Genomic DNA, 18091 nt, shown 5'->3' on the forward strand with positions numbered 1-18091 from the left:
TATACCTTCTGGTGATTATGCCCTGATCCTGCTTTGCACAGTGCAGCCCGCAGGCAGCCTCCAGTGGCCACGCCATAAGGCACCCACAGCAAGTCCCTGCCGGTTATCGTCTGCACTGTCTCGGGAGCAAGCCGATGCAGCAGGCCGTCGTGCGCACTTTTTGCTTCAACCGTTGTGCTGCTGCACAGACATTGGCTGTCCTGACAAAAGCGCATTTCCGGAACAGCAACAAGCTGAGGGCTCAATCCCCTTGGCCAGGCAAGGGTTGGTCCCTGGGCCAGAGCAGCCACAGCGCGCCAGGCTGCTGCATGCGCCCGGCCAGTTCGCCGGCCGCGTCTCCCGTGCCCCAGTAAAAATCGGCCCGCACCGCCCCGCGAATCGCGCCGCCGGTATCCTGCGCGGCCACCAGCCTTTGCAGTGGCTGGCCGTCATCCGGGCGGGTGGTGCCGAGATACACCGGGCTGCCCAGCGGAATGGCATTCGGATCAATGGCGATGCTGTATTGCGCGGTCAGCGGTACGCCCAGTGCGCCCGGCGGGCCGTCCTGGCTGGCCGGCAGCGTGCGGAAGAAGACAAAACTCGGGTTGCTGTCCAGCAACTCATCAATGCGCTGGGGGTTGGCCGCGGCCCATGTGCGAATGCGCTGCATGCTCATCTCGCCGGCGGGCACTTCACCGTTGCGGATCAGCCAGCGTCCGATGGGGGCGTAGGGGTGGCCGTTCTGGTCGGCGTAACCGAGGCGCAATTCGCCGCCATCCGGCAGGCGCACGCGCCCCGAGCCCTGCACCTGCAGCAACTGCAGATCCAGTGGCGATTCCAGCCAGGCCAGCACTGGTGCATTCAGGCCTTGGCGGCGAATTGTGGCGCTATCCGCATACGGCACCACCTGTCGACCCTGCACGCGCCCGCGCAGCCGCTTGCCTTTCAGCTCGGGATACAGACCATCGAGTGCAATGCTCAACAGGTCGTCCGGCACACCGTAGACCGGCACGGCAGCACGGGCGGTACGTGAGACGCTGCCGGGATAGACCGGCTCGAAATAACCGGTAATCAGCCCTGAGTCTTCACCAGTATGGCTTTCCAGCTGATAGGCACTCAGGTATGTCTCGATGAACTGCCGCACGCTGGCTTCATCGTCGGCAAGCTGACGGGCTGCTGTGCAGGTGGACTGCCAGGCTGGCTGGCGGCGCACCAGTTGCGTGCAACCCTTGCGCCAGGCGGCAAAGCCCGGGCGCAGGCTGTGCGCCTGCCAGCCGGGCAGTTCGCTGAGCCGGGCCGGGCGATAGCGAACGGTAGCGGGCGCGCTGGCAGCGGCGGGCTGGCTGGCGATGGCGGGCGTGTCCGCCGGTTGGCCGGCAGGAAGGCCGGGGCTCTGGCAGGCAGCAAGCAAAACGGCCGCCAGGGCGGCCGTTGCAAGGCAGGGGAGGGATTTCATCGTCAAATCGTGTTGTCCGGGTCGGCTTTGGGTTCCAGGCCCTGTTTGAAGGCGGCCAAACCCGCCTTTTGCAGTTCCAGTGTCTTGACCGTCATCTGCAGCATGCTGACCTGCATGGTCAGCCACTGTTCGATGGTGCGGCATTCCAGAATCTTGCGGTCGATTTCCTCTTCCGACAAGGGGGGCATGAAGGGATTCGGCGTGGCGCCGGTTTTCATGAACTGGCTGAACTGGTTCAAGAGGCCGAACGGATCTTGCGGGTTGTAATCGCTCATGGTCATTTGTCCTTTGCCGCTTCGACGGCGGCGAGCGCCGCCATGTTGACAATACGGCGCACCGAGGCCGTGGGGGTAAGGATGTGCACGGGTGCGGCCAGCCCCAGCAGGATGGGGCCGATGGTCACGCCGTCACCGCTGGTCATTTTCAGCAGATTGAAGGAAATATTGGCCGCATCCAGATTCGGCATGACCAGCAGGTTGGCTTCGCCCTTCAGCGTCGAGCCCGGGAAGACCTGCTGGCGGATCGCCGCCGACAGCGCCGCATCGCCGTGCATTTCGCCGTCGATTTCCAGATCGGGTGCGGCCTCGCGCACCAGCGCCAGGGTTTGCTGCATCTTGCGCGCCGAGGGGCTGTCTACGCTGCCAAAACTCGAGTGCGACAACAGCGCCACCTTGGGCTGGATGCCGAACTTGCGCACCGTGTCGGCGGCCAGCAGGGTGATTTCGGCCAGCTCCTGCGCGCTCGGGTCCTGATTCACATAGGTGTCGGTGATGAAGATATTGCCGCTGTGCAGCACCAGCGCGTTCATCGCCGCCGAAGTGTGCACGCCGGCTTTCAGCCCGATGACGTTGTTCACATACCAGTGATGGCGCTGGTATTGGCCGTAGGTGCCGCAGATCATCGCATCGGCCTCGTTGCGGCGCACCATCAGCGCACCGATCAGCGTGGTCTTGCGCCGCACTTCGGCGCGCGCCAGCTCCTCGGTCACGCCACGGCGCGCCATGATGCCGTGATACAGCGTCCAGTATTCCCGGTAACGCGGGTCGTTTTCCGGATTGCAGACCTCGGCATCTTCATTCAGCCGCAGGCGCAGGCCCAGTTTTTCGATGCGCCGCTGCATGACGCTCGGGCGGCCGATCAGGATGGGGTGGCACAGGCCCAGATCAACGATTTCCTGCACCGCATGCAGGACACGCTCATCCTCGCCCTCGCAGAACACCACGCGTTTGCGGTTGCCGCGGGCGGCCTGGAAGACCGGGCGCATGAAGAAATTGGTCTTGTAGACAAACTGGGTGATTTCTTCGACATAAGCCGCAAAGTTGGCAATCGGGCGGCTGGCGACACCGGCCTCCATCGCCGCCCTGGCGACTGCCGGAGCGATCTTGATGATGAGCCGCGGATCGAAAGGCTTGGGAATCAGGTAATCGGGCCCGAAGGTCAGATTCTGGCCGGAATAGGCATCGGCCACCACGTCGGACAATTCAGCGTGGGCCAGCTCGGCAATGGCATGCACGGCGGCGTGCTTCATCGACTCGGTGATCGTCGTCGCGCCCACATCCAGCGCGCCGCGAAACATGTAGGGAAAGCACAGCACATTGTTGACCTGGTTCGGAAAGTCCGAGCGGCCGGTACAGATGATGGCGTCCGGACGTGCGGCGCGCGCTTCCGGCGGGGTGATTTCCGGGTCGGGATTGGCCAGCGCCATGATCAGCGGGCGCTCGGCCATCGATTTCACCATGGTGGCATCGACCAGTCCCTTGCCCGAGAGACCGAGGAAAATGTCGGCGCCGGCAATGGCGTCCGCCAGCGTGCGGTGCGGTGTGTCGCGCGCATAGCGCTGCTTGGTCACATCGAGATTTTCGCGACCGCTGTGGATCACGCCCTTGGAGTCGCAGACCAGCACATTGGCGCGATCCACGCCGAGCGACACCAGCAGGTCCAGACAGGCGATGGCGGCCGCGCCGGCTCCCGAGGCGACAAGCCGCACGCGGCCGATGTCCTTGCCGATCAGCTTGAGCGCATTGATGACGGCGGCGCCGACGATGATGGCGGTGCCATGCTGGTCATCGTGGAAAACCGGGATGTTCATGCGTTCGCGCAGCTTCTGCTCGACATAGAAGCATTCCGGCGCCTTGATGTCTTCCAGATTGATGCCGCCAAAGGTCGGCTCCATCGCGGCAATGATGTCGACCAGCTTGTCCGGGTCTTTTTCTTCCAGCTCGATGTCGAAGACGTCGATGCCGGCGAATTTCTTGAACAGCACCCCCTTGCCTTCCATGACCGGTTTGCCGGCCAGCGGGCCGATGTCGCCCAGGCCCAGCACGGCGGTGCCATTGGTGACGACGGCGACCAGATTGCCGCGTGCGGTGAGGTTGCGTGCCTCGTTGGGGTCGGCGACGATGGCTTCGCAGGCGGCGGCGACACCGGGCGAGTAGGCCAGCGCCAAGTCGCGCTGGCTGGCCAGCCCCTTGGTGGGCATGACCTGAATCTTGCCGGGTTTGGGCAGGCGGTGATATTCAAGGGCTTTTTCGCGGAGTTGCTCGTCCATGCGGGAATCCTGTTTGGGTGTGTGCTGCGCTCTGTTCAGCTTATTTTGCAATGCAGCATCACGCAAGTGCTGGCTGGCTGTGCCAGAGGCCTACTCAGGCTTTGGCAAGCCTTATTTCCGGAGCAGGAAATCGGTTGCGTCAAAGCCCAGGCGCAGATTGCCCCAATGCCGGCCGTTCACATGCACGGGCATGTCGATTTCGGTCATGATTTCCCCGGTGTCGCGGGCATAGGTTTGCAGGAGGAAGCGCGCGGTGTTCTGCGCGGCGCGCAGTCCCGCCGGATCGTTGAACAGGCGCCGGTCGCGGCTATTGATCAGATCGATGCTGCGATCGCCGGTTGGTGGCTTGGAATACCAGCTGTTGTGCGTGGCGCCATAGCCGTTCACATCCACGGCCAGCGAAAACTTGCCGCCCGCTGTAGCCTTGGCGAGCTCGTCGTACAGCGGCTGCAGTTCGCGCACAAAGGCATCGCAATAGCCGGTCTGGTATTTCACCGGATCGGTGCCGGGCACGCGCTGGTAATTCTGGTCGAAAATATCGATGCCCCGCGCCAGCATGTCGCCAAGCCTCGCTGCCACGCGATCACGGAAACCTTCCATACGGGTAAGGGTAGCATCCAGCTCGCCTTCGCCCACCTTGTATTTGCCGACCATACCCTGCACTTTTTCTGCTGCAAGGGCAAGATCCTGTGCGGCGGTGGCCGATTTGCCCATCAGTTCGTTCACGGTCAGCGAGAGTTTGTGAATCTCCGCGACATTGCCGTTGACGAGCGCATTGGCCTCGGTGAATTCTTCCAGCGTCTGGGCGATGCCGCTCAGCGCCGAGCTGGTGTTTTCAAAGTCGCTCATCATCCGCGCAAACTGGCCGGAAGCTTTTTCCACGACATCGCGGGTCAGATTGGCGTCCTGGGTGATCAGCACGGTTTCCTGCAGCGTTTCGGCCACCTGGGCCAGCATGCTGTCGATATTGTGCGAAATGTCGTCGGTAGCGACGCCGACCTTCTCGGCGAGCTTGCGTACCTCGTCGGCCACCACGGCAAAGCCCCGGCCCTGTTCGCCGGCCCGCGCGGCCTCGATGGCCGCGTTGAGCGCCAGCAGATTGGTCTGGCCGGAAATTTCCTTGATCAGGTCGACGATGTTCTTGATGCTGGCCGAGCGCTGGTTCAGTCCATCGACGGTCTGGTTGAAGCTGGCGATTTTCCCGGTGATGGCATGAATGCGGTGGGTGACGTCCTGCAGCTCGGTGTAGGAGCTGCGCGCCAATTCCAGATTGTGCTGCGTGGTTCCGGAAATGTCGCCGGTGCGCTGCGAGACATGCTGAATGCCGCGCGTGGTGTTTTCGCTTGAATCCACGACGATTTGCGCCAGTTCATCCTGCTGCTTGGCCGCTGCCGACGAATCCTTGACGTTTTTCATCGAGCGTGCCGCATCCAGCGCGATGCCGATTGTCATGCCCTGCACGCCGGCGATGATTTCGCGCTGCTTGCCCATGAAGCGGTTGCACGATGCGGCCAGCTGGCTGATTTCATCACAGGTAAGTACCGGCAGATTGTGCGACAGGTCGCCTTCACCGGTGGCGGCCTCGTTGTAGACGGCCGTGATGCGGCGCACGGGGCGGGTGATCCAGAAGTGCAGATAAAGGACCTGGATGACGCTCAGCAGCAAGGCCAGCAGCGTCAGGACAATGGTCCAGCGCTGCAGCGTCACCATCAACGCCAGCGCTGCCGCGCGCTGGCCACTGTCTGCCAGCAGCGCGGCAAGCTCGTTTTCCGCGCTCAACAGGAGCAGGTAAACGGCGGCCGGGAAGAGGGCCAGCAGGGCAATGAAGGCATATTTGCGGGCCAGTGTTGGAAAGAACATCCGTTCCAGCGTGGCGTGTACGTCCAGAAACCAGGACATGATGATCTCCAGCGATATCAGTTTTTACTTATTTTTATCGGGTACTGCATAAAAAAGCAGCGTACTCCGCAAGGAGCGCTGCTTTTTGAATGGACGAATGGTCGATTAATTGAAGGCGGCTTGCAGGTCTTCCAGCGTGAGATGCCAGCGCTCCAGCATCCGGCGCAATACCAGCAGTTCGGCTTCCTTGAAAACGCGGTCGGCCTTGGCGATATCGAGCGCCAGCGCGGCGACCAGCAAGCGCTTGCGCGGCTCGTCGACGGTATCGAGCAGATCGTCGATGCGATCCTTGTCAATCAGGTGAATCTGGCCTTCATCATCGGCTTCGTCCGACAGGTCATTGCAATATTCCTGCAATACCTGGATGAAACCCTTGCGGGAAATGCCGAGCATTTCATACACATGCAGGTGTTCGATGCGATCAATTTCTTCCGGATCGAAATTGCCGTCGCAAATCATTTGCATGACCAGCAGACGCGCCATCGCTTCCGGGCTGTTGAATGGGTATTTTTTCATGCTGCGCTCGCTATATCTTTGAATCTTCTGTTTGCAGTGCCTGCTGCAATTCCGCCGGAATCGCGCATACCCGCCGTGTTTGGTAATCAAAGCAAGCCAGGAAGGTTTTTGCCTGGGCAACGCTTTGCCTATCGTGCACCTTCGTAACCAGATAGTAAAGATCGAAACCACTGCGCGTGCATTCGCCGCGACGCAGCTCGACACGCAAGCGCTCGCCCAGAAACGCTTCCTGGCTGAAACTGATCGCCACATCGGCCATGATCAGCCCGCAGCCGCCCACATCCAGCTCGTCGGCAAAGCCGCGCTCGCGCAACCAGCGCAGCCGCGCTTCATGCAGAAGGCCCAGCAGAGCCTGGTTGCCCAGATGCTTGCCGTAGTTGAGGTCGGTGACCCGCACCTCCAGCTCGGTGGTGAATAGCGGAAAATCAGGGATGTCCAGACGCAGGCGGGGCATGGGCGGGTGGGGTAAAATTGCAGGCAGGTATTGATACCGCATTCGGAACGGCTTTGCTAGACTTGTAAGCAGATTAATCAGATTACGCGAGGCGCATCATGTACCAACGCATTCTCCTGCCGGTTGATCACAGCGCGACCTGTCGCTGTGCACTGCGCGAAGCCCTGCGGCTGGCTCCGGAGCAGCACGCCACCGTACGCCTGGTGCATGTGGTGGACATGGCCCAGTTTGCCTGGAGCGCCAATGAATTCATGGATGTGCCGCGCCTGCAGGAAAGCCTGCAGGAAAGCGGGCGCAAGCTGCTGGCGGAGCTGGCCGCCGGACTGCAGGAGGCCGGCATCGCCACCGAAACCGTTCTGCTCGAAGTCTGGGGCGGCAATCTGTCGCATGCCCTGATCGAGGAAGCCGTCCGCTGGCAGGCCGATCTGATCGTGATGGGCACGCACGGCTATGGCGGGCTGACGCACATGTTGCTGGGCTGCGTGGCCGAAGGCGTTGTGCGCCAGGCTCCCGTTCCCGTCTTGCTGGTGCGCAATCCCGAATGACGGCCATCCCCTTGCAAACACTGCAGCTAACCGATCACCGGCGCGACAGCGCCGGTTTTACTTATGTCTATCCGGTGGTCTCGCGCCGGGCGGGCGGGGTATCGGTCGGCATCAATCTCAATCCCAACGATGCCTGCAACTGGCGCTGCCTGTACTGCCAGGTGCCCGGGCTGACGCGTGGCAGTGCGCCGGTGCTGGATCTCGCACAGTTGCGTGCGGAATTGAGCGCCATGCTGCACGACATCCTGCACGGCGACTTCATGGTGCAGCGCGTGCCCGAAGGCTTGCGCCAGCTGAAGGATATTGCCTTTTCCGGCAATGGCGAGCCGACAAGCAGTCACCAGTTTGCCGAGGTCGTGGCGCTGGTCGGCACGGTGCTCGCGGAATTCGGTCTGGCCGGCAAGATCGGCGTCGTGCTGATCAGCAACGGCAGCCTGATGCACAGGCCCGAGGTGCAGCAGGGCTTGCGCACGCTGGCGCAACTGGGGGGCGAAGTGTGGTTCAAGCTCGATCGCGCGCCGGCTGATGGCTTCAGCACGGTCAACCAGGTCAGCCTGCAGTGCGAGGGGGTGGCGCGCCGGTTGGCGATCAGCGCCAGCCTGTGCCCGACCTGGCTGCAAACCTGCATGTTTGCGCTGGATGGCGCATTGCCGGATGAGGCCGAGCTGGCTGCCTATCTGGACTTTCTGGGTGAAGCCCGCCGTCAGGGTGTGGCGCTGGCCGGGGTGCTGCTGTATGGCCTGGCGCGGCCTTCCATGCAGCCCGAGGCGCCGCGTCTGAGCGCCGCCCCCGTGGCCTGGATGGAAGCGCTGGCCGCAAGGATGGTCGCGGCCGGGCTGGTCGTGCGCCTTAGCCCTTGATGGCGCGGGCCTGGTCTTGCAACTGCTGGTAAAGTGCCGGCTCCCGCGCGCGCAGGTGGTCGAGCAGGGTGATGTCGGCACGCGTGATGCTGGCGAGATCGATGCCCTCGATGTGCACGACGCGCAGCAGCTCCTGCACCGGCTTGGGCATGGCGCGGCCGCTTTCATAACGTGAGCCGCCGCTTTGCGTGACGCCGATGCGACTCCAGAATTCCTGCTGGTTCAGGCCCAGCTGCTTGCGAATGCTGCGTGGGTCGAGTGTGGGTTTGTCCATGGACATGGCGGTTCTCCTTGGCCGTTTGCCGGCGCGCTGCCGGCTGCGTTGCTGCAAAATCAGGTGGAACCATGTTAGGGCGATATGCCATCCGGCTCCCGGCACTATTGCCGCGATGCCGTTGTAATTATTCACCGTCCGCACACTTGACGGATGCTTGAGGTTGTTGCGATGCACTTGCAAGAGACGGCGCTGGCCGCATTGATGGAGGCCGATCTCGCGGCCAAACTGGCGCGGGTCGCCGCCTTGCGCGCCGGTGAGGCGAGGGGGGATGACGACAAGGCCTGGCAGACCGTGCCGCGCATCGACATCCCCGGTCGCCCGGCGCGGCCCGAACTGGTGCCGGTCAGCCAGCTGGCGCGGCGTTCGGTACACTCGCCGGCCGGTCGTGCGGCGCTGCTGCACGCGATTGCCCATATCGAGTTCAACGCCATCAATCTGGCGCTGGATGCCATCTGCCGTTTTTCTGCCATGCCAGCCGATTACTACCGCGACTGGCTGCAAGTCGCACAGGAAGAGGCCGGGCATTTCGTGCTGTTGCGCGACCATTTGCGCACGCTGGGCTTTGACTATGGGGATTTTCCCGCGCACAACGGCTTGTGGGACATGGCGGTGCGCACCGATCATGATGTGCTGGCGCGCATGGCGTTGGTGCCGCGCGTCATGGAAGCGCGCGGCCTGGATGCCACGCCGGGCATCCAGGACAAGCTGGCCGCGGTCGGTGATACGGCGGCCTGCGCCATCCTTGACATCATCCTGCGCGACGAGATCGGGCATGTACGCATCGGCAATCGCTGGTACCACTGGTGTTGCGCGCAGCGCGGCCTGGAGCCGACGGCGACCTTCATCGCGCTGCTGCGCGAGTATGATGCGACACTGGCTCGTGGTGCCCTGAATTACCCGGCGCGCGAGGCGGCCGGTTTCAGCAGGGATGAACTGCTGCTGCTGGAAAGTCTGCAGGTCTGATATTGGGGTATGTGCTTGTAGCCTTTGTATTTGATTGGTTGTGGCTTTATGGGTTGCTGGGTATGTGAATGACGACGTCATTCAGCAATGATTCAGAGTTGGCGGGGCATACTGGTCCCGTCAAGTGCGCGGTGTGCGGGTCTGCCGGATGCGCTGGCGCTGATGCCTGCGGGCAAGAGGAGAGAAAAATGGGCAAGCTGGGCAAGATGATGGTCGTGATGCTGGCGCTGGTCAGTGCCGTGGCGCTGGCTGCGGTCAGCAAGGATGATGCGGCGGCGATTGCGCTGAAAAGCAGCGGCGGCGGTCGCGTGCTGTCGGTGGACAAGGTGCTCGAGGGCAACAAGCCGGTCTGGCGCGTGAAGATCGTGACCAGCCAGGGCGATGTCCGCGCGGTCTTTGTCGACGAAGCCACCGGCGCGGCGCGCTAAGAGCCGGTCGGAAACGGAGGCTGAAGCCATGCGCCTGCTGCTGGTCGAAGATGAAGCGCCGCTGCGCGAGTCGCTGGCGCGCCAGCTGACCGCCGACGGCTACCGGGTTGATACGGCCGCCGACGGCGAGGATGGCCTGTATCAGGCCAGCGAGTATCCCTTCGACTTGCTGATCGTCGATCTGGGCTTGCCGAGGCTTAACGGTGCGACGCTGATCCAGCGCCTGCGCGCCGCGCACAATGCCGTTCCCATTCTCGTGCTGACCGCCCGCAGCAGCTGGCAGGACAAGGTGGCCGGCCTGGAAGCCGGTGCCGACGATTACCTGACCAAACCCTTTGAATACCCCGAGCTTGCCGCGCGCGTGATGGCGCTGCTGCGCCGGGCGCTGAAGGCGACCTCCACAGAGCTGCAACTGGGCCCGCTGCAGATCGACTTCGCCAGGCAAGCCGTGCGCCTGAATGGCGCCACGGTCGAACTCACCGCTTACGAATACCGCTTGCTGGAAATGCTGATCCAGCAGCGCCAGCGCGTGGTCAGCAAGCAGGAACTCGCCGACTACCTCTATCCGCATGACGAAGACCGGGACAGCAATGTGCTGGAAGTGCTGATCGGGCGGCTGCGGCGCAAGCTCGACCCCGACGGCAGCCTGCAGCCGATCGAAACCCTGCGCGGACGCGGCTACCGCTTTGCCCTGGCTGACGTCCAGACATGATGCACCTTGCCCGTACCTGGTCGATCAGCCGCCGCCTGCAATGGGGCGCGCTGGCCGTCTTGCTCGCCTTCCTGTTTTTTGCCGGTCTGGCGCTGCAGGCGCGCTATGCCGACCAGCTGCAGGCCAGCCGTTATGCCCGCCTGCAAAGCGAAATCTACCTGCTGATGGCGGCCGCCGAGCTTGATGGCCAGGGGCGGCTGCAACTGCCCGCCACCCTGGCCGAACCGCTGTTCGCGCTGCCGGATTCCGGCCTGTATGCCACGATTGCCGATGCCGGCGGCGTGCGCTGGCGTTCGCCGTCCGCCCTGGGGCGGGCGCTGCCCGTGCTCGCCACCCAGCCCACTGGCGACTGGCGTTTCGACACCGTTGCGGCGCAAGGCCGGGCTTATCAGCTCGCGGCGTATCAGGTGCGCTGGACCATTGGCGGCCAGGCGCGCCAGCTGCAATTTGCCGTGTTCGAGGATGCGGCGCTGTTCCAGCGCCAGGTCGACGATTTCCGGCGCAGCCTGTGGTTCTGGCTGGGCGGCGCAGCGCTGGTGCTGCTGCTGGCGCAAAGTCTGTTGCTGCGCTGGGGGTTGGCGCCGCTGCGCCAGCTGGTCGCCGAGCTGGCCCGGATCGAATCCGGCCAGCAGGAGCGGCTGACCGGCGACTATCCAGCCGAGCTGGCCGTGCTGACCCGGCGGCTGAATGCGCTCGTCGAGCAGGAGCGCGCCCGCCAGCAGCGCTACCGCGACGCACTGGGCGATCTGGCGCACAGCCTGAAAACCCCGCTGGCCGTGATGCGCAATGCTGCCGCCGAGCCGGATTTCCGCCAGCGCGTCGGCGAGCAGGTCGCGCGCATGGATCACATTGTCCAGCACCAGCTGGCCCGCGCCGCTGCCCGCGGCAGCCAGCCGCTGGCCAGCGCCTTGCCGCTGCGCCCGGTGATCGAACGCGTCCAGGCTGCCCTGGCGCGGGTGCATGTCGAGCGCGCGCTGCAGTTCGAGATCATCTGTCCGCAGGCGCTGAGCTGGCCGCTGGACGAGGGCGATGCCTTCGAGCTGTGCGGCAATCTGCTCGACAATGCCGCCAAATGGGCGCGCAGCCGGGTGCTGATCCGTGCCGACATCGTCGGCGAGCGCGAGCTGCTGCTGGTGATCAGCGATGACGGGCCGGGGTTTGCCGACCTGCACACGCCCTTGCTGCGCGGCGTGCGCGCCGACGAGCAGGTGCCCGGCCAGGGCATCGGCCTCGCGGTGGTGGCCGACATCGTCGCCGCCTACGGCGGGCGCATCGTGCTGGAGCAGGGTGAGCTGGGCGGCGCCGGTGTGCGCATCAGCCTGCCGCTGTCCAGTCTGTCTGCCTGAGCGCCGTATTACTCACATCACCGGCTTTGCCACGCAGGTCTGGCAAGCCGCGACGAGGCAGACACGCACGGCAACCCGGTGCGGCCAAATCCGGCCCGGAGCGTGTCAGGCTGCTTGCCTTGTCGGGTATGTGGCTGCAGCCAAACAGAAGAATGGGCTGTAGCCAGATACGCTTTGGTGTATGCGTGATGATGTCCGATTGATTGGGCCCTTTGCTGTTTTCAGTCGCAGGAGCGAGCTTGCTCGCGATCAGCCGCGCTTTGCGAGCAAGCTCGCTCCTGCCGGAATGCAAACTGCCGATGGCCGGAGCAATCAGGTTTACCGCATCGTTCGATGGTTTGCGCCCCCCCAACAAGAAACGCCGCGATTGCGGCGTTTCTTGTTGGGTCTGCGGCTGATGGAACTATCCGGTTCAGCCCAGCTGGCTTGCCAGCCAGAACAGGCCGCCCGACAGGGCGATGGTGATCGGCAGCGTCAGCGCCCAGGCCAGCAGGATGCTGCGCACCGTGCCGCCCTGCAGGCCGCTTTTGTTGGCGACCATGGTGCCGGCCACGGCGGAAGACAGCACGTGGGTGGTCGATACCGGCATGCCGGTCACGCTGGCGATGCCGATGGCGGCGGTGGCGGTGATTTGCGCGGACAGGCCCTGCGCATAGGTCATGCCCTTGTTGCCGATCTTTTCGCCCACAGTCAGTACGATGCGCTTCCAGCCCACCATGGTACCCAGGCCCAGCGCCAGCGCCACGGCGACGATCACCCATTGCGGGGCGTATTCGGTGGTGGCGTTCAGATCCTTGCGCAGCTTGTTGAGGTCGTCCTTCTCCTGCGGAGTGATGCCCGGCAGCTTGGTGACCTTCTTGGCGGCGTCGTCAATGCACAGCAGCATGCGGCGCACCTGGCGGCGGTCTTCGGCGGCCAGCTCGCCATAATTCTTGACGCCCTTGAGCTTGGCGGTCAGGGCTTCGATGGTCGGCACCGTCTGCGCGGTGTCGCATTTGAAGATGGCCGGCATCTCGATGCCGCCATTGCCGTGGCCCAGCTTGATGTGCTGGCTCAGGCGCGCCTCGTTGCTGATGTAGAAGTCGCTCATGTGCTGGGCGGCGTCGCGCGTGCGTTCGATCTTGTAGGTGGTGCTGTTCATGTCGACGACGAATTTGGCCGGCGCCAGGCCGATCAGTACGAGCATCAACAGGCCGATGCCTTTCTGGCCGTCATTCATGCCGTGGGCAAAGCTCACGCCCATCGAGGAGATGATCAGCATCAGCCGCGTCCAGAACGGCGGGTGCTTCTTGCCGTCGGTGGCCTTGCGCTCTTCCGGGGTCATGTGCATGCGCGAGGCGCTGCGGTACTTTTTCAGCACCAGCAGCAGCATGCCGGCCACGGCGAAGCCGATCAGCGGCGAAATCAGCAGGGCCAGCATGATGTCGATCGCCTTTTGCATGTTCACGCCCTTGCTCAGTTCCGTGCCCGTCATCAGCGCATTGGCGATGCCGACACCAAGGATGGAGCCGATCAGCGTGTGCGAGCTTGAGGCCGGCAGGCCGAAATACCAGGTGCCCAGATTCCAGATGATGGCCGAGGCCAGCAATGCAAACACCATGACGAGGCCATGGCTGGATGAGACATTGAGCAGCAGGTCCACCGGCAATAGGTGCACGATGGCGTAGGCCACGCCGAGGCCACCGGCCATCACGCCGATGAAATTGAAGACCCCGGAGGCAAACACCGCCAGTTGCGGCGGCATGGCCTTGGTGTAGATCACGGTGGCGACGGCGTTGGCCGTGTCATGAAAACCGTTGATGAATTCAAAGGCCAGTACGAAAAACAGCGCCAGTGCGAGGCTGATGGCAACGCCAGTGCCAAGGCCGCTGAACAGGTCGAGCATGATGGGCTCATTGCAGGAATGATGACGGGCGCGATTATTGCAGATTTGTTGCCCGCCAACTTGACGCAGTCGGGGTTTGCGCGTGCTTCTCCTGTTACGAAGAGCAACTGACAGCCAGTGTCCTGGCCCAGTCAGGCGGCAAGGCGGCATAGCTGGCGAATTCGCTGCGCTCGACAAACGGTTCGGCCAGGCAGGCCTGCAGGCGGGCGATCTCGCGGTAATCCTGCTCGTCCTCGGCCAGGCGGATGGCCTGCTCGGCCAGATGATTGCGCAGCACATAGGCCGGGTTGGCGGCCAGCATGGCGGCCTTGCGCTCGGCTGGCGCTTGCGGGTCGGCCGCCAGGCGCGCCCGGTAACGCGCATGCCAGCCGGCAAAGCCGGCCCGGTCGAGGAGCTGGTCACGCAGCGCTGCCGGCAGCTCCGGCTGATCGGCCGCATGGCTCAGGCTGCGCCAGAAAATGGTCCAGTCGCTGCGTCCGGCGGCCAGCAGGCCCTGCAGGTCGTCATAGAGCGTCCAGTCGTCATCCTGCCAGTCGCGCAAGCCCAGCTTGGCGGCAAGCCGCTGACCCATGGCGCGCTCGAAGGCCGGCTGGAATTCGTCCAGCGCAGCCAGGATGTCTTCACGGCAAAGCAGTGCCATGAAGGCCTGGCCCAGGCAGTACAGGTTCCACAGCACGATGCGCGGCTGCTGGTCGTAGGCGTAGCGGCCGCGCTCATCGGAATGATTGCAGATGTGGCCCGCGTCAAAACCGTCGAGAAAGCCGAAGGGGCCATAGTCCAGCGTCAGCCCCAGCACCGACATGTTGTCGCTGTTGAGTACGCCGTGGCAGAAACCGACCGCCTGCCAGCCGGCCACCAGCCCGGCGCTGCGGCTGATGATGGCGGAGAGCAGCGCACGGTAAGGCTGCGCCGCCTCGCGGCATTCGGGAAAGTGCCGGGCGATGGTCCAGTCGGCCAGTTCACGCACGCGCTCGGCTTCGCCGCGGTAATACCAGTATTCGAAGTGACCAAAGCGCAGGAAACTGGGCGCAGCGCGGCTGACGATGGCCGCCGTTTCACGCCGTTCGCGCCAGACCGGCTGTTCCGGCGCATGCACCAGCGCCAGGGCACGCGTGGTCGGGATGCCGAGGGCATGCATGGCTTCGCTGCACAGGTATTCGCGGATGGATGAGCGCAGCACCGCCCGGCCGTCGGCGCGGCGCGAGTAGGGCGTGGGGCCGGCCCCCTTGAGCTGCAGCTCCCAGGGGCGGCTGGCCGGATCGCTGAATTCGGCACACAGCAGGGCGCGACCGTCACCCAGTTGCGGCACATAGACGCCAAACTGGTGGCCGGCGTACACGGAGGCGCGCGGCGGATGGGCGACCAGTGGCACATTGCCGGCCAGCAGTTCGGCCAGTTCCGGTCCGTGCGCCTCGACGCTTGGATGCAGACCCAGCTCGCTGGCTAGTGAGCCATTCCAGGCTGCCAGGCGTGGCGCCGGCACCGGCGTTGCTGCGACCAGCCCGGAAAAGGCGTCGCCGAGGGCGCTGAAGCCCGGCTGGCGCGGCAAGTGGCTTAGAATGTGCGGCGTGTGTGACATTGACAGTGGCTCGTTAAGTTGACTGTTTTAGTCGGATATTTTATCCGGCTTTGCCGCAACAGGCGAGTCGTGAATGGAAAAGGGCATGACAGAGAAACACGACAAGTATCCGGTCACGACGGCGATTCGCGCCCTGCGCGCAGCCGGCGTGGCCTTCGAGCCGCATCACTATGATTACGTGGAAAAGGGCGGCACCGAGGTGTCGGCGCGCGAGCTGGGGGTGGACGAACATTGCGTCATCAAGACGCTGGTGATGGAAGACGAGCGCAAGCAGCCCTTGGTGGTGCTGATGCACGGTGATTGCGAGGTCTCGACCAAGACGCTGGCGCGGCTGCTGCAGGTCAAGAGCATCGCCCCATGCAGCCCGGAGGTGGCCAGCCGGCATTCCGGCTATCTGGTCGGCGGCACCTCGCCCTTCGGCACGAAGCGCCGCATGCCGGTGTATGTCGAGGCCGGCGTGCTGGCCTTGCCGAAAATCTACATCAATGGCGGCAAGCGCGGCTTTCTGGTGTCCCTGGCCCCCGAGGCCCTGACCCGTGTGCTGGGCGCGCAAGCCGTCGAGGTGGCCTTGCCGCATGAAGCGTGATGCTGATTGGCAAGACGGTTCAGCACCTCATGCCCGCGCAGGCGGTCATCGCGCATTGACGCGGCTCCCGCCCGCGCGGGAACGGTGATGTTCACCGTTTGCCGAGCCTGGTTGCCGATCAGGAGATTGATTGGGTATTGCGCTGCAGCCTTTTCCAGGAAAAGGCTGTGGCTATATACCCTTCGCAGGTTCCGGCTTCTTGCCGCCAAGCAGCTCGTCCAGATCGCGACGGAGATTGTGCAGCACGCTTTCTTCGATGCTGTCTTGCAGGCGGCCGATGAATTCGTCGGCCCGATGCAGCAGGTGGCGCCGTTCCGCGGCGTCGCCATGGCCGGCTTTCAGGTATTTCAGCGCCGAGTGCGTGGCCGAGAGCATCAGCCGCGTGTTGTGCGTGCTTTCGGCGGCCGGCATCAACAGGCGCAGTGCTTCTTCCAGCTGGTTGTCCAGCAAGAGCTTCACGCCCTGGTTGTTCAGCTCGCTGACCTCCTGGCCCACCTCCTGGATGTAGGCGCCCCAGGCCGGGCGCTGGTTGGCGGCGCTTTCCAGCATGCCGGAAATGTGCCGTGTGGTGACAAAGCGCCGGGCCAGGCCATCCAGCCAGGAGTAGGGCGGGGTCGCGGGATTGGGTGTTTCGCCCTCGACGCTGGGCGGTGACAGCAGGTCTGCGCACATGATGAAGCTGACGCCCAGTTCCAGCGTGAAGTCGGGCAGGGTGAACTGGGTGGCGACGGCCGCCAGTGCATCGGTCTTGCCGGAATACAGCGCATTGGCCAGATTGCCGATGGCGCGGTTGACCGGCGTGTCGTCGCGGCGTGTCAGTTCCTGCACCATGCGCAGGTATTTGTCGGCCTCGCCGCCGCCATCCGGATCGCGCCGCGCCGCCAGCGCCAGTTGCAGCACGGTATCGGCGGACAGGCTGGCCGAGTTGCCGCCCACGGTGACGGCGCGCTCGAGAAACTGCTTGGCCTTGCCGGAGTTGCCCAGCATGTTGGCGAGATTCCCGGCCTTCTGCAGGCGCGAGACATTGTTCGGCGTGATGGCGAGGCACTTGTCGAAAATGGCCATGGCTTCGTCCAGCCTGCCATCGGCCATATACATCGACGCCAGTGCTTCATAGGCGTCGACATAATGGGCGTGCTCGACGATGGCGGATTGCAGCGTGGCCTCGGCCTTGTTCTTGTGACCCATGCGGTTCAGCGTGCGCGCCAGCCCCAGTTTGGCCCAGGGCACCACGCGCTGCTGCAGGATGGCTTCGAACATCTGCTTGGCCTCGTCCAGCCGGCCGGCTTCAAGCAGCAGGTTCGACAGCAGGCGCAAGAGGTCGTTGCGAAATTGCGCATTGCCCTGCTGCAGCAGTTTGTAGCCTTCGGCAATCGCATCGCTGAGCCGGTCGGCATTGATCAGGTCGTAGATGGGTTTCAGATAGCGCTTTCTGGCCCAGGCCAGGGCGAGCCGGTCGCTGAGCCGCGCGCTGGTGAAGGGTTTGATCAGGTAGTCGTCGGGGCCGATTTCGGCGACCGCCACCACCTTTTCGTAGGAGGCTTCGGCGGTGATCATGATCCAGATGGTGTACAGCGGCAGCTCGCCCGAATGGCGCAATTCTTCGAGCAATTCCTGCCCGTTCATGCCTTCGCCGAAGTGGTAGTCGCAGAGCACGACATCGTATTCACCGTTGTGCAGGCGCCGGCGGGTTTCTCCAATGCTGCTGGCCGCATCCACGCGGTTGATGCCGCAGCCGGCCAGCGTCATGCGCACCGACTGGCGCACGGTAGGTGCGTCGTCAGCAACAAGGACACGGGCTTGCGTGAGTTCATCCGCCATGATGGCAACCGGTAAGGGCCAATACATCAAAATATCGGCTATTTCCCGGCTGGCTCAAGGGTTTTCTGCGATCTTTACGGGCAAGTGTCGTGAAATGGCGTGCAGAAACGCAAAAACCCCGATCTTGCGATCGGGGTTTTTGCCGGAATCTGGTGCCCAAGAGAAGACTCGAACTTCCACGCCCTTGCGAGCGCTAGGACCTGAACCTAGTGCGTCTACCAATTCCGCCACCTGGGC

17 protein-coding genes and 1 tRNA gene are annotated in these 18091 nt (G+C 63.7%); 7 read left to right on the forward strand and 11 right to left on the reverse strand.

Annotation, left to right across the window (positions count from 1 at the left end; all coding sequences use genetic code 11):
- Positions 1-241 precede the first annotated feature (241 nt).
- The 6 genes from mltA to C515_RS0106220 all read right to left on the reverse strand — a co-directional run bounded on the left by mltA (position 242) and on the right by C515_RS0106220 (position 6852).
- Complete coding sequence (gene mltA, locus C515_RS19835; protein WP_043648358.1) at positions 242-1435, reverse strand: murein transglycosylase A; 1194 nt, start codon at positions 1433-1435, stop codon at positions 242-244.
- 2 nt (positions 1436-1437) lie between these two features.
- Positions 1438-1710, reverse strand: a complete 273-nt coding sequence (locus C515_RS0106200) for a PhaM family polyhydroxyalkanoate granule multifunctional regulatory protein (protein ID WP_028454828.1) — start codon at positions 1708-1710, stop codon at positions 1438-1440.
- A gap of 2 nt (positions 1711-1712) precedes the next feature.
- Positions 1713-3983, reverse strand: a complete 2271-nt coding sequence (locus C515_RS0106205) for an NADP-dependent malic enzyme (protein ID WP_028454829.1) — start codon at positions 3981-3983, stop codon at positions 1713-1715.
- 111 nt (positions 3984-4094) lie between these two features.
- On the reverse strand, positions 4095-5882 hold the full coding sequence (locus C515_RS0106210; protein WP_028454830.1) for a methyl-accepting chemotaxis protein: 1788 nt from the start codon (positions 5880-5882) through the stop codon (positions 4095-4097).
- Between the two features lie 105 nt (positions 5883-5987).
- Positions 5988-6398: a TerB family tellurite resistance protein gene (locus tag C515_RS0106215; RefSeq protein ID WP_028454831.1), complete on the reverse strand. Its 411-nt coding sequence runs from the start codon at positions 6396-6398 to the stop codon at positions 5988-5990.
- 10 nt (positions 6399-6408) lie between these two features.
- On the reverse strand, positions 6409-6852 hold the full coding sequence (locus C515_RS0106220) for an acyl-CoA thioesterase (protein WP_028454832.1): 444 nt from the start codon (positions 6850-6852) through the stop codon (positions 6409-6411).
- 98 nt (positions 6853-6950) lie between these two features.
- Between C515_RS0106220 and C515_RS0106225 the strand changes: the two genes are divergently transcribed.
- A complete protein-coding gene (locus C515_RS0106225) occupies positions 6951-7397 on the forward strand; it encodes a universal stress protein (RefSeq protein ID WP_028454833.1) in 447 nt (148 codons plus the stop codon).
- Positions 7394-8257, forward strand: a complete 864-nt coding sequence (locus C515_RS0106230; protein ID WP_043648361.1) for a radical SAM protein — start codon at positions 7394-7396, stop codon at positions 8255-8257. The genes C515_RS0106225 and C515_RS0106230 overlap by 4 nt, the downstream gene beginning before the upstream one ends.
- Here the strand turns inward: C515_RS0106230 and C515_RS0106235 are convergent.
- On the reverse strand, positions 8247-8537 hold the full coding sequence (locus tag C515_RS0106235) for a helix-turn-helix domain-containing protein (RefSeq protein WP_028454835.1): 291 nt from the start codon (positions 8535-8537) through the stop codon (positions 8247-8249). The two genes, C515_RS0106230 and C515_RS0106235, sit on opposite strands and share 11 nt — an antisense overlap.
- 198 nt (positions 8538-8735) lie before the next feature.
- Between C515_RS0106235 and C515_RS0106240 the strand changes: the two genes are divergently transcribed.
- From C515_RS0106240 to C515_RS0106255, 4 genes are all read left to right on the forward strand, one after another.
- Positions 8736-9497, forward strand: coding sequence for a ferritin-like domain-containing protein (locus C515_RS0106240; protein WP_211233997.1), 762 nt, complete (start codon positions 8736-8738; stop codon positions 9495-9497).
- A gap of 188 nt (positions 9498-9685) precedes the next feature.
- Positions 9686-9925, forward strand: a complete 240-nt coding sequence (locus C515_RS0106245; RefSeq protein ID WP_028454837.1) for a PepSY domain-containing protein — start codon at positions 9686-9688, stop codon at positions 9923-9925.
- 28 nt (positions 9926-9953) lie between these two features.
- Positions 9954-10637, forward strand: a complete 684-nt coding sequence (locus C515_RS0106250) for a response regulator transcription factor (protein WP_028454838.1) — start codon at positions 9954-9956, stop codon at positions 10635-10637.
- Positions 10634-11983 carry an ATP-binding protein gene (locus C515_RS0106255; RefSeq protein ID WP_211233996.1) on the forward strand — a complete coding sequence of 450 codons (1350 nt, stop codon included), beginning with the start codon at positions 10634-10636 and terminating at the stop codon, positions 11981-11983. Before C515_RS0106250 ends, C515_RS0106255 begins: the two co-directional genes overlap by 4 nt.
- A gap of 412 nt (positions 11984-12395) precedes the next feature.
- Here C515_RS0106255 and C515_RS0106260 read toward each other — a convergent pair whose 3' ends face one another.
- Both C515_RS0106260 and C515_RS0106265 read right to left on the reverse strand, forming a co-directional pair.
- A complete protein-coding gene (locus C515_RS0106260) occupies positions 12396-13868 on the reverse strand; it encodes an inorganic phosphate transporter (protein ID WP_028454840.1) in 1473 nt (490 codons plus the stop codon).
- A 94-nt stretch (positions 13869-13962) separates the two neighbouring features.
- On the reverse strand, positions 13963-15447 hold the full coding sequence (locus tag C515_RS0106265; protein ID WP_144290367.1) for a protein adenylyltransferase SelO: 1485 nt from the start codon (positions 15445-15447) through the stop codon (positions 13963-13965).
- Between the two features lie 85 nt (positions 15448-15532).
- On the opposite strand from C515_RS0106265, the gene ybaK reads away from it, so the two are divergent.
- Positions 15533-16033, forward strand: a complete 501-nt coding sequence (gene ybaK / locus C515_RS0106270) for a Cys-tRNA(Pro) deacylase (protein ID WP_043648408.1) — start codon at positions 15533-15535, stop codon at positions 16031-16033.
- Positions 16034-16204: 171 nt separating this feature from the next.
- Here ybaK and C515_RS0106275 read toward each other — a convergent pair whose 3' ends face one another.
- The gene (locus tag C515_RS0106275; protein ID WP_158380786.1) at positions 16205-17854 is read right to left on the reverse strand and encodes a response regulator; all 1650 of its coding nucleotides are present in this window, start codon (positions 17852-17854) and stop codon (positions 16205-16207) included.
- A 150-nt stretch (positions 17855-18004) separates the two neighbouring features.
- Positions 18005-18091, reverse strand: a tRNA-Leu gene (locus C515_RS0106280).

The organism is Chitinilyticum litopenaei DSM 21440, from assembly GCF_000428145.1.
Classification (GTDB): domain Bacteria; phylum Pseudomonadota; class Gammaproteobacteria; order Burkholderiales; family Chitinibacteraceae; genus Chitinilyticum; species Chitinilyticum litopenaei.

What these genes read in the sequence shown, in the direction of transcription:
- mltA (WP_043648358.1), bottom strand. Translation starts at nt 1,435, where the DNA reads ATGAAATCCCTCCCCTGCCTTGCAACGGCCGCCCTGGCGGCCGTTTTG.
- C515_RS0106210 (WP_028454830.1), bottom strand. Translation starts at nt 5,882, where the DNA reads ATGTCCTGGTTTCTGGACGTACACGCCACGCTGGAACGGATGTTCTTT.
- C515_RS0106225 (WP_028454833.1), top strand. Translation starts at nt 6,951, where the DNA reads ATGTACCAACGCATTCTCCTGCCGGTTGATCACAGCGCGACCTGTCGC.
- C515_RS0106230 (WP_043648361.1), top strand. Translation starts at nt 7,394, where the DNA reads ATGACGGCCATCCCCTTGCAAACACTGCAGCTAACCGATCACCGGCGC.
- C515_RS0106235 (WP_028454835.1), bottom strand. Translation starts at nt 8,537, where the DNA reads ATGTCCATGGACAAACCCACACTCGACCCACGCAGCATTCGCAAGCAG.
- C515_RS0106255 (WP_211233996.1), top strand. Translation starts at nt 10,634, where the DNA reads ATGATGCACCTTGCCCGTACCTGGTCGATCAGCCGCCGCCTGCAATGG.
- C515_RS0106250 (WP_028454838.1), top strand. Translation starts at nt 9,954, where the DNA reads ATGCGCCTGCTGCTGGTCGAAGATGAAGCGCCGCTGCGCGAGTCGCTG.
- C515_RS0106260 (WP_028454840.1), bottom strand. Translation starts at nt 13,868, where the DNA reads ATGCTCGACCTGTTCAGCGGCCTTGGCACTGGCGTTGCCATCAGCCTC.
- C515_RS0106215 (WP_028454831.1), bottom strand. Translation starts at nt 6,398, where the DNA reads ATGAAAAAATACCCATTCAACAGCCCGGAAGCGATGGCGCGTCTGCTG.
- C515_RS0106205 (WP_028454829.1), bottom strand. Translation starts at nt 3,983, where the DNA reads ATGGACGAGCAACTCCGCGAAAAAGCCCTTGAATATCACCGCCTGCCC.
- ybaK (WP_043648408.1), top strand. Translation starts at nt 15,533, where the DNA reads ATGACAGAGAAACACGACAAGTATCCGGTCACGACGGCGATTCGCGCC.
- C515_RS0106275 (WP_158380786.1), bottom strand. Translation starts at nt 17,854, where the DNA reads ATGGCGGATGAACTCACGCAAGCCCGTGTCCTTGTTGCTGACGACGCA.
- C515_RS0106240 (WP_211233997.1), top strand. Translation starts at nt 8,736, where the DNA reads ATGGAGGCCGATCTCGCGGCCAAACTGGCGCGGGTCGCCGCCTTGCGC.
- C515_RS0106220 (WP_028454832.1), bottom strand. Translation starts at nt 6,852, where the DNA reads ATGCCCCGCCTGCGTCTGGACATCCCTGATTTTCCGCTATTCACCACC.
- C515_RS0106200 (WP_028454828.1), bottom strand. Translation starts at nt 1,710, where the DNA reads ATGAGCGATTACAACCCGCAAGATCCGTTCGGCCTCTTGAACCAGTTC.
- C515_RS0106265 (WP_144290367.1), bottom strand. Translation starts at nt 15,447, where the DNA reads ATGTCACACACGCCGCACATTCTAAGCCACTTGCCGCGCCAGCCGGGC.
- C515_RS0106245 (WP_028454837.1), top strand. Translation starts at nt 9,686, where the DNA reads ATGGGCAAGCTGGGCAAGATGATGGTCGTGATGCTGGCGCTGGTCAGT.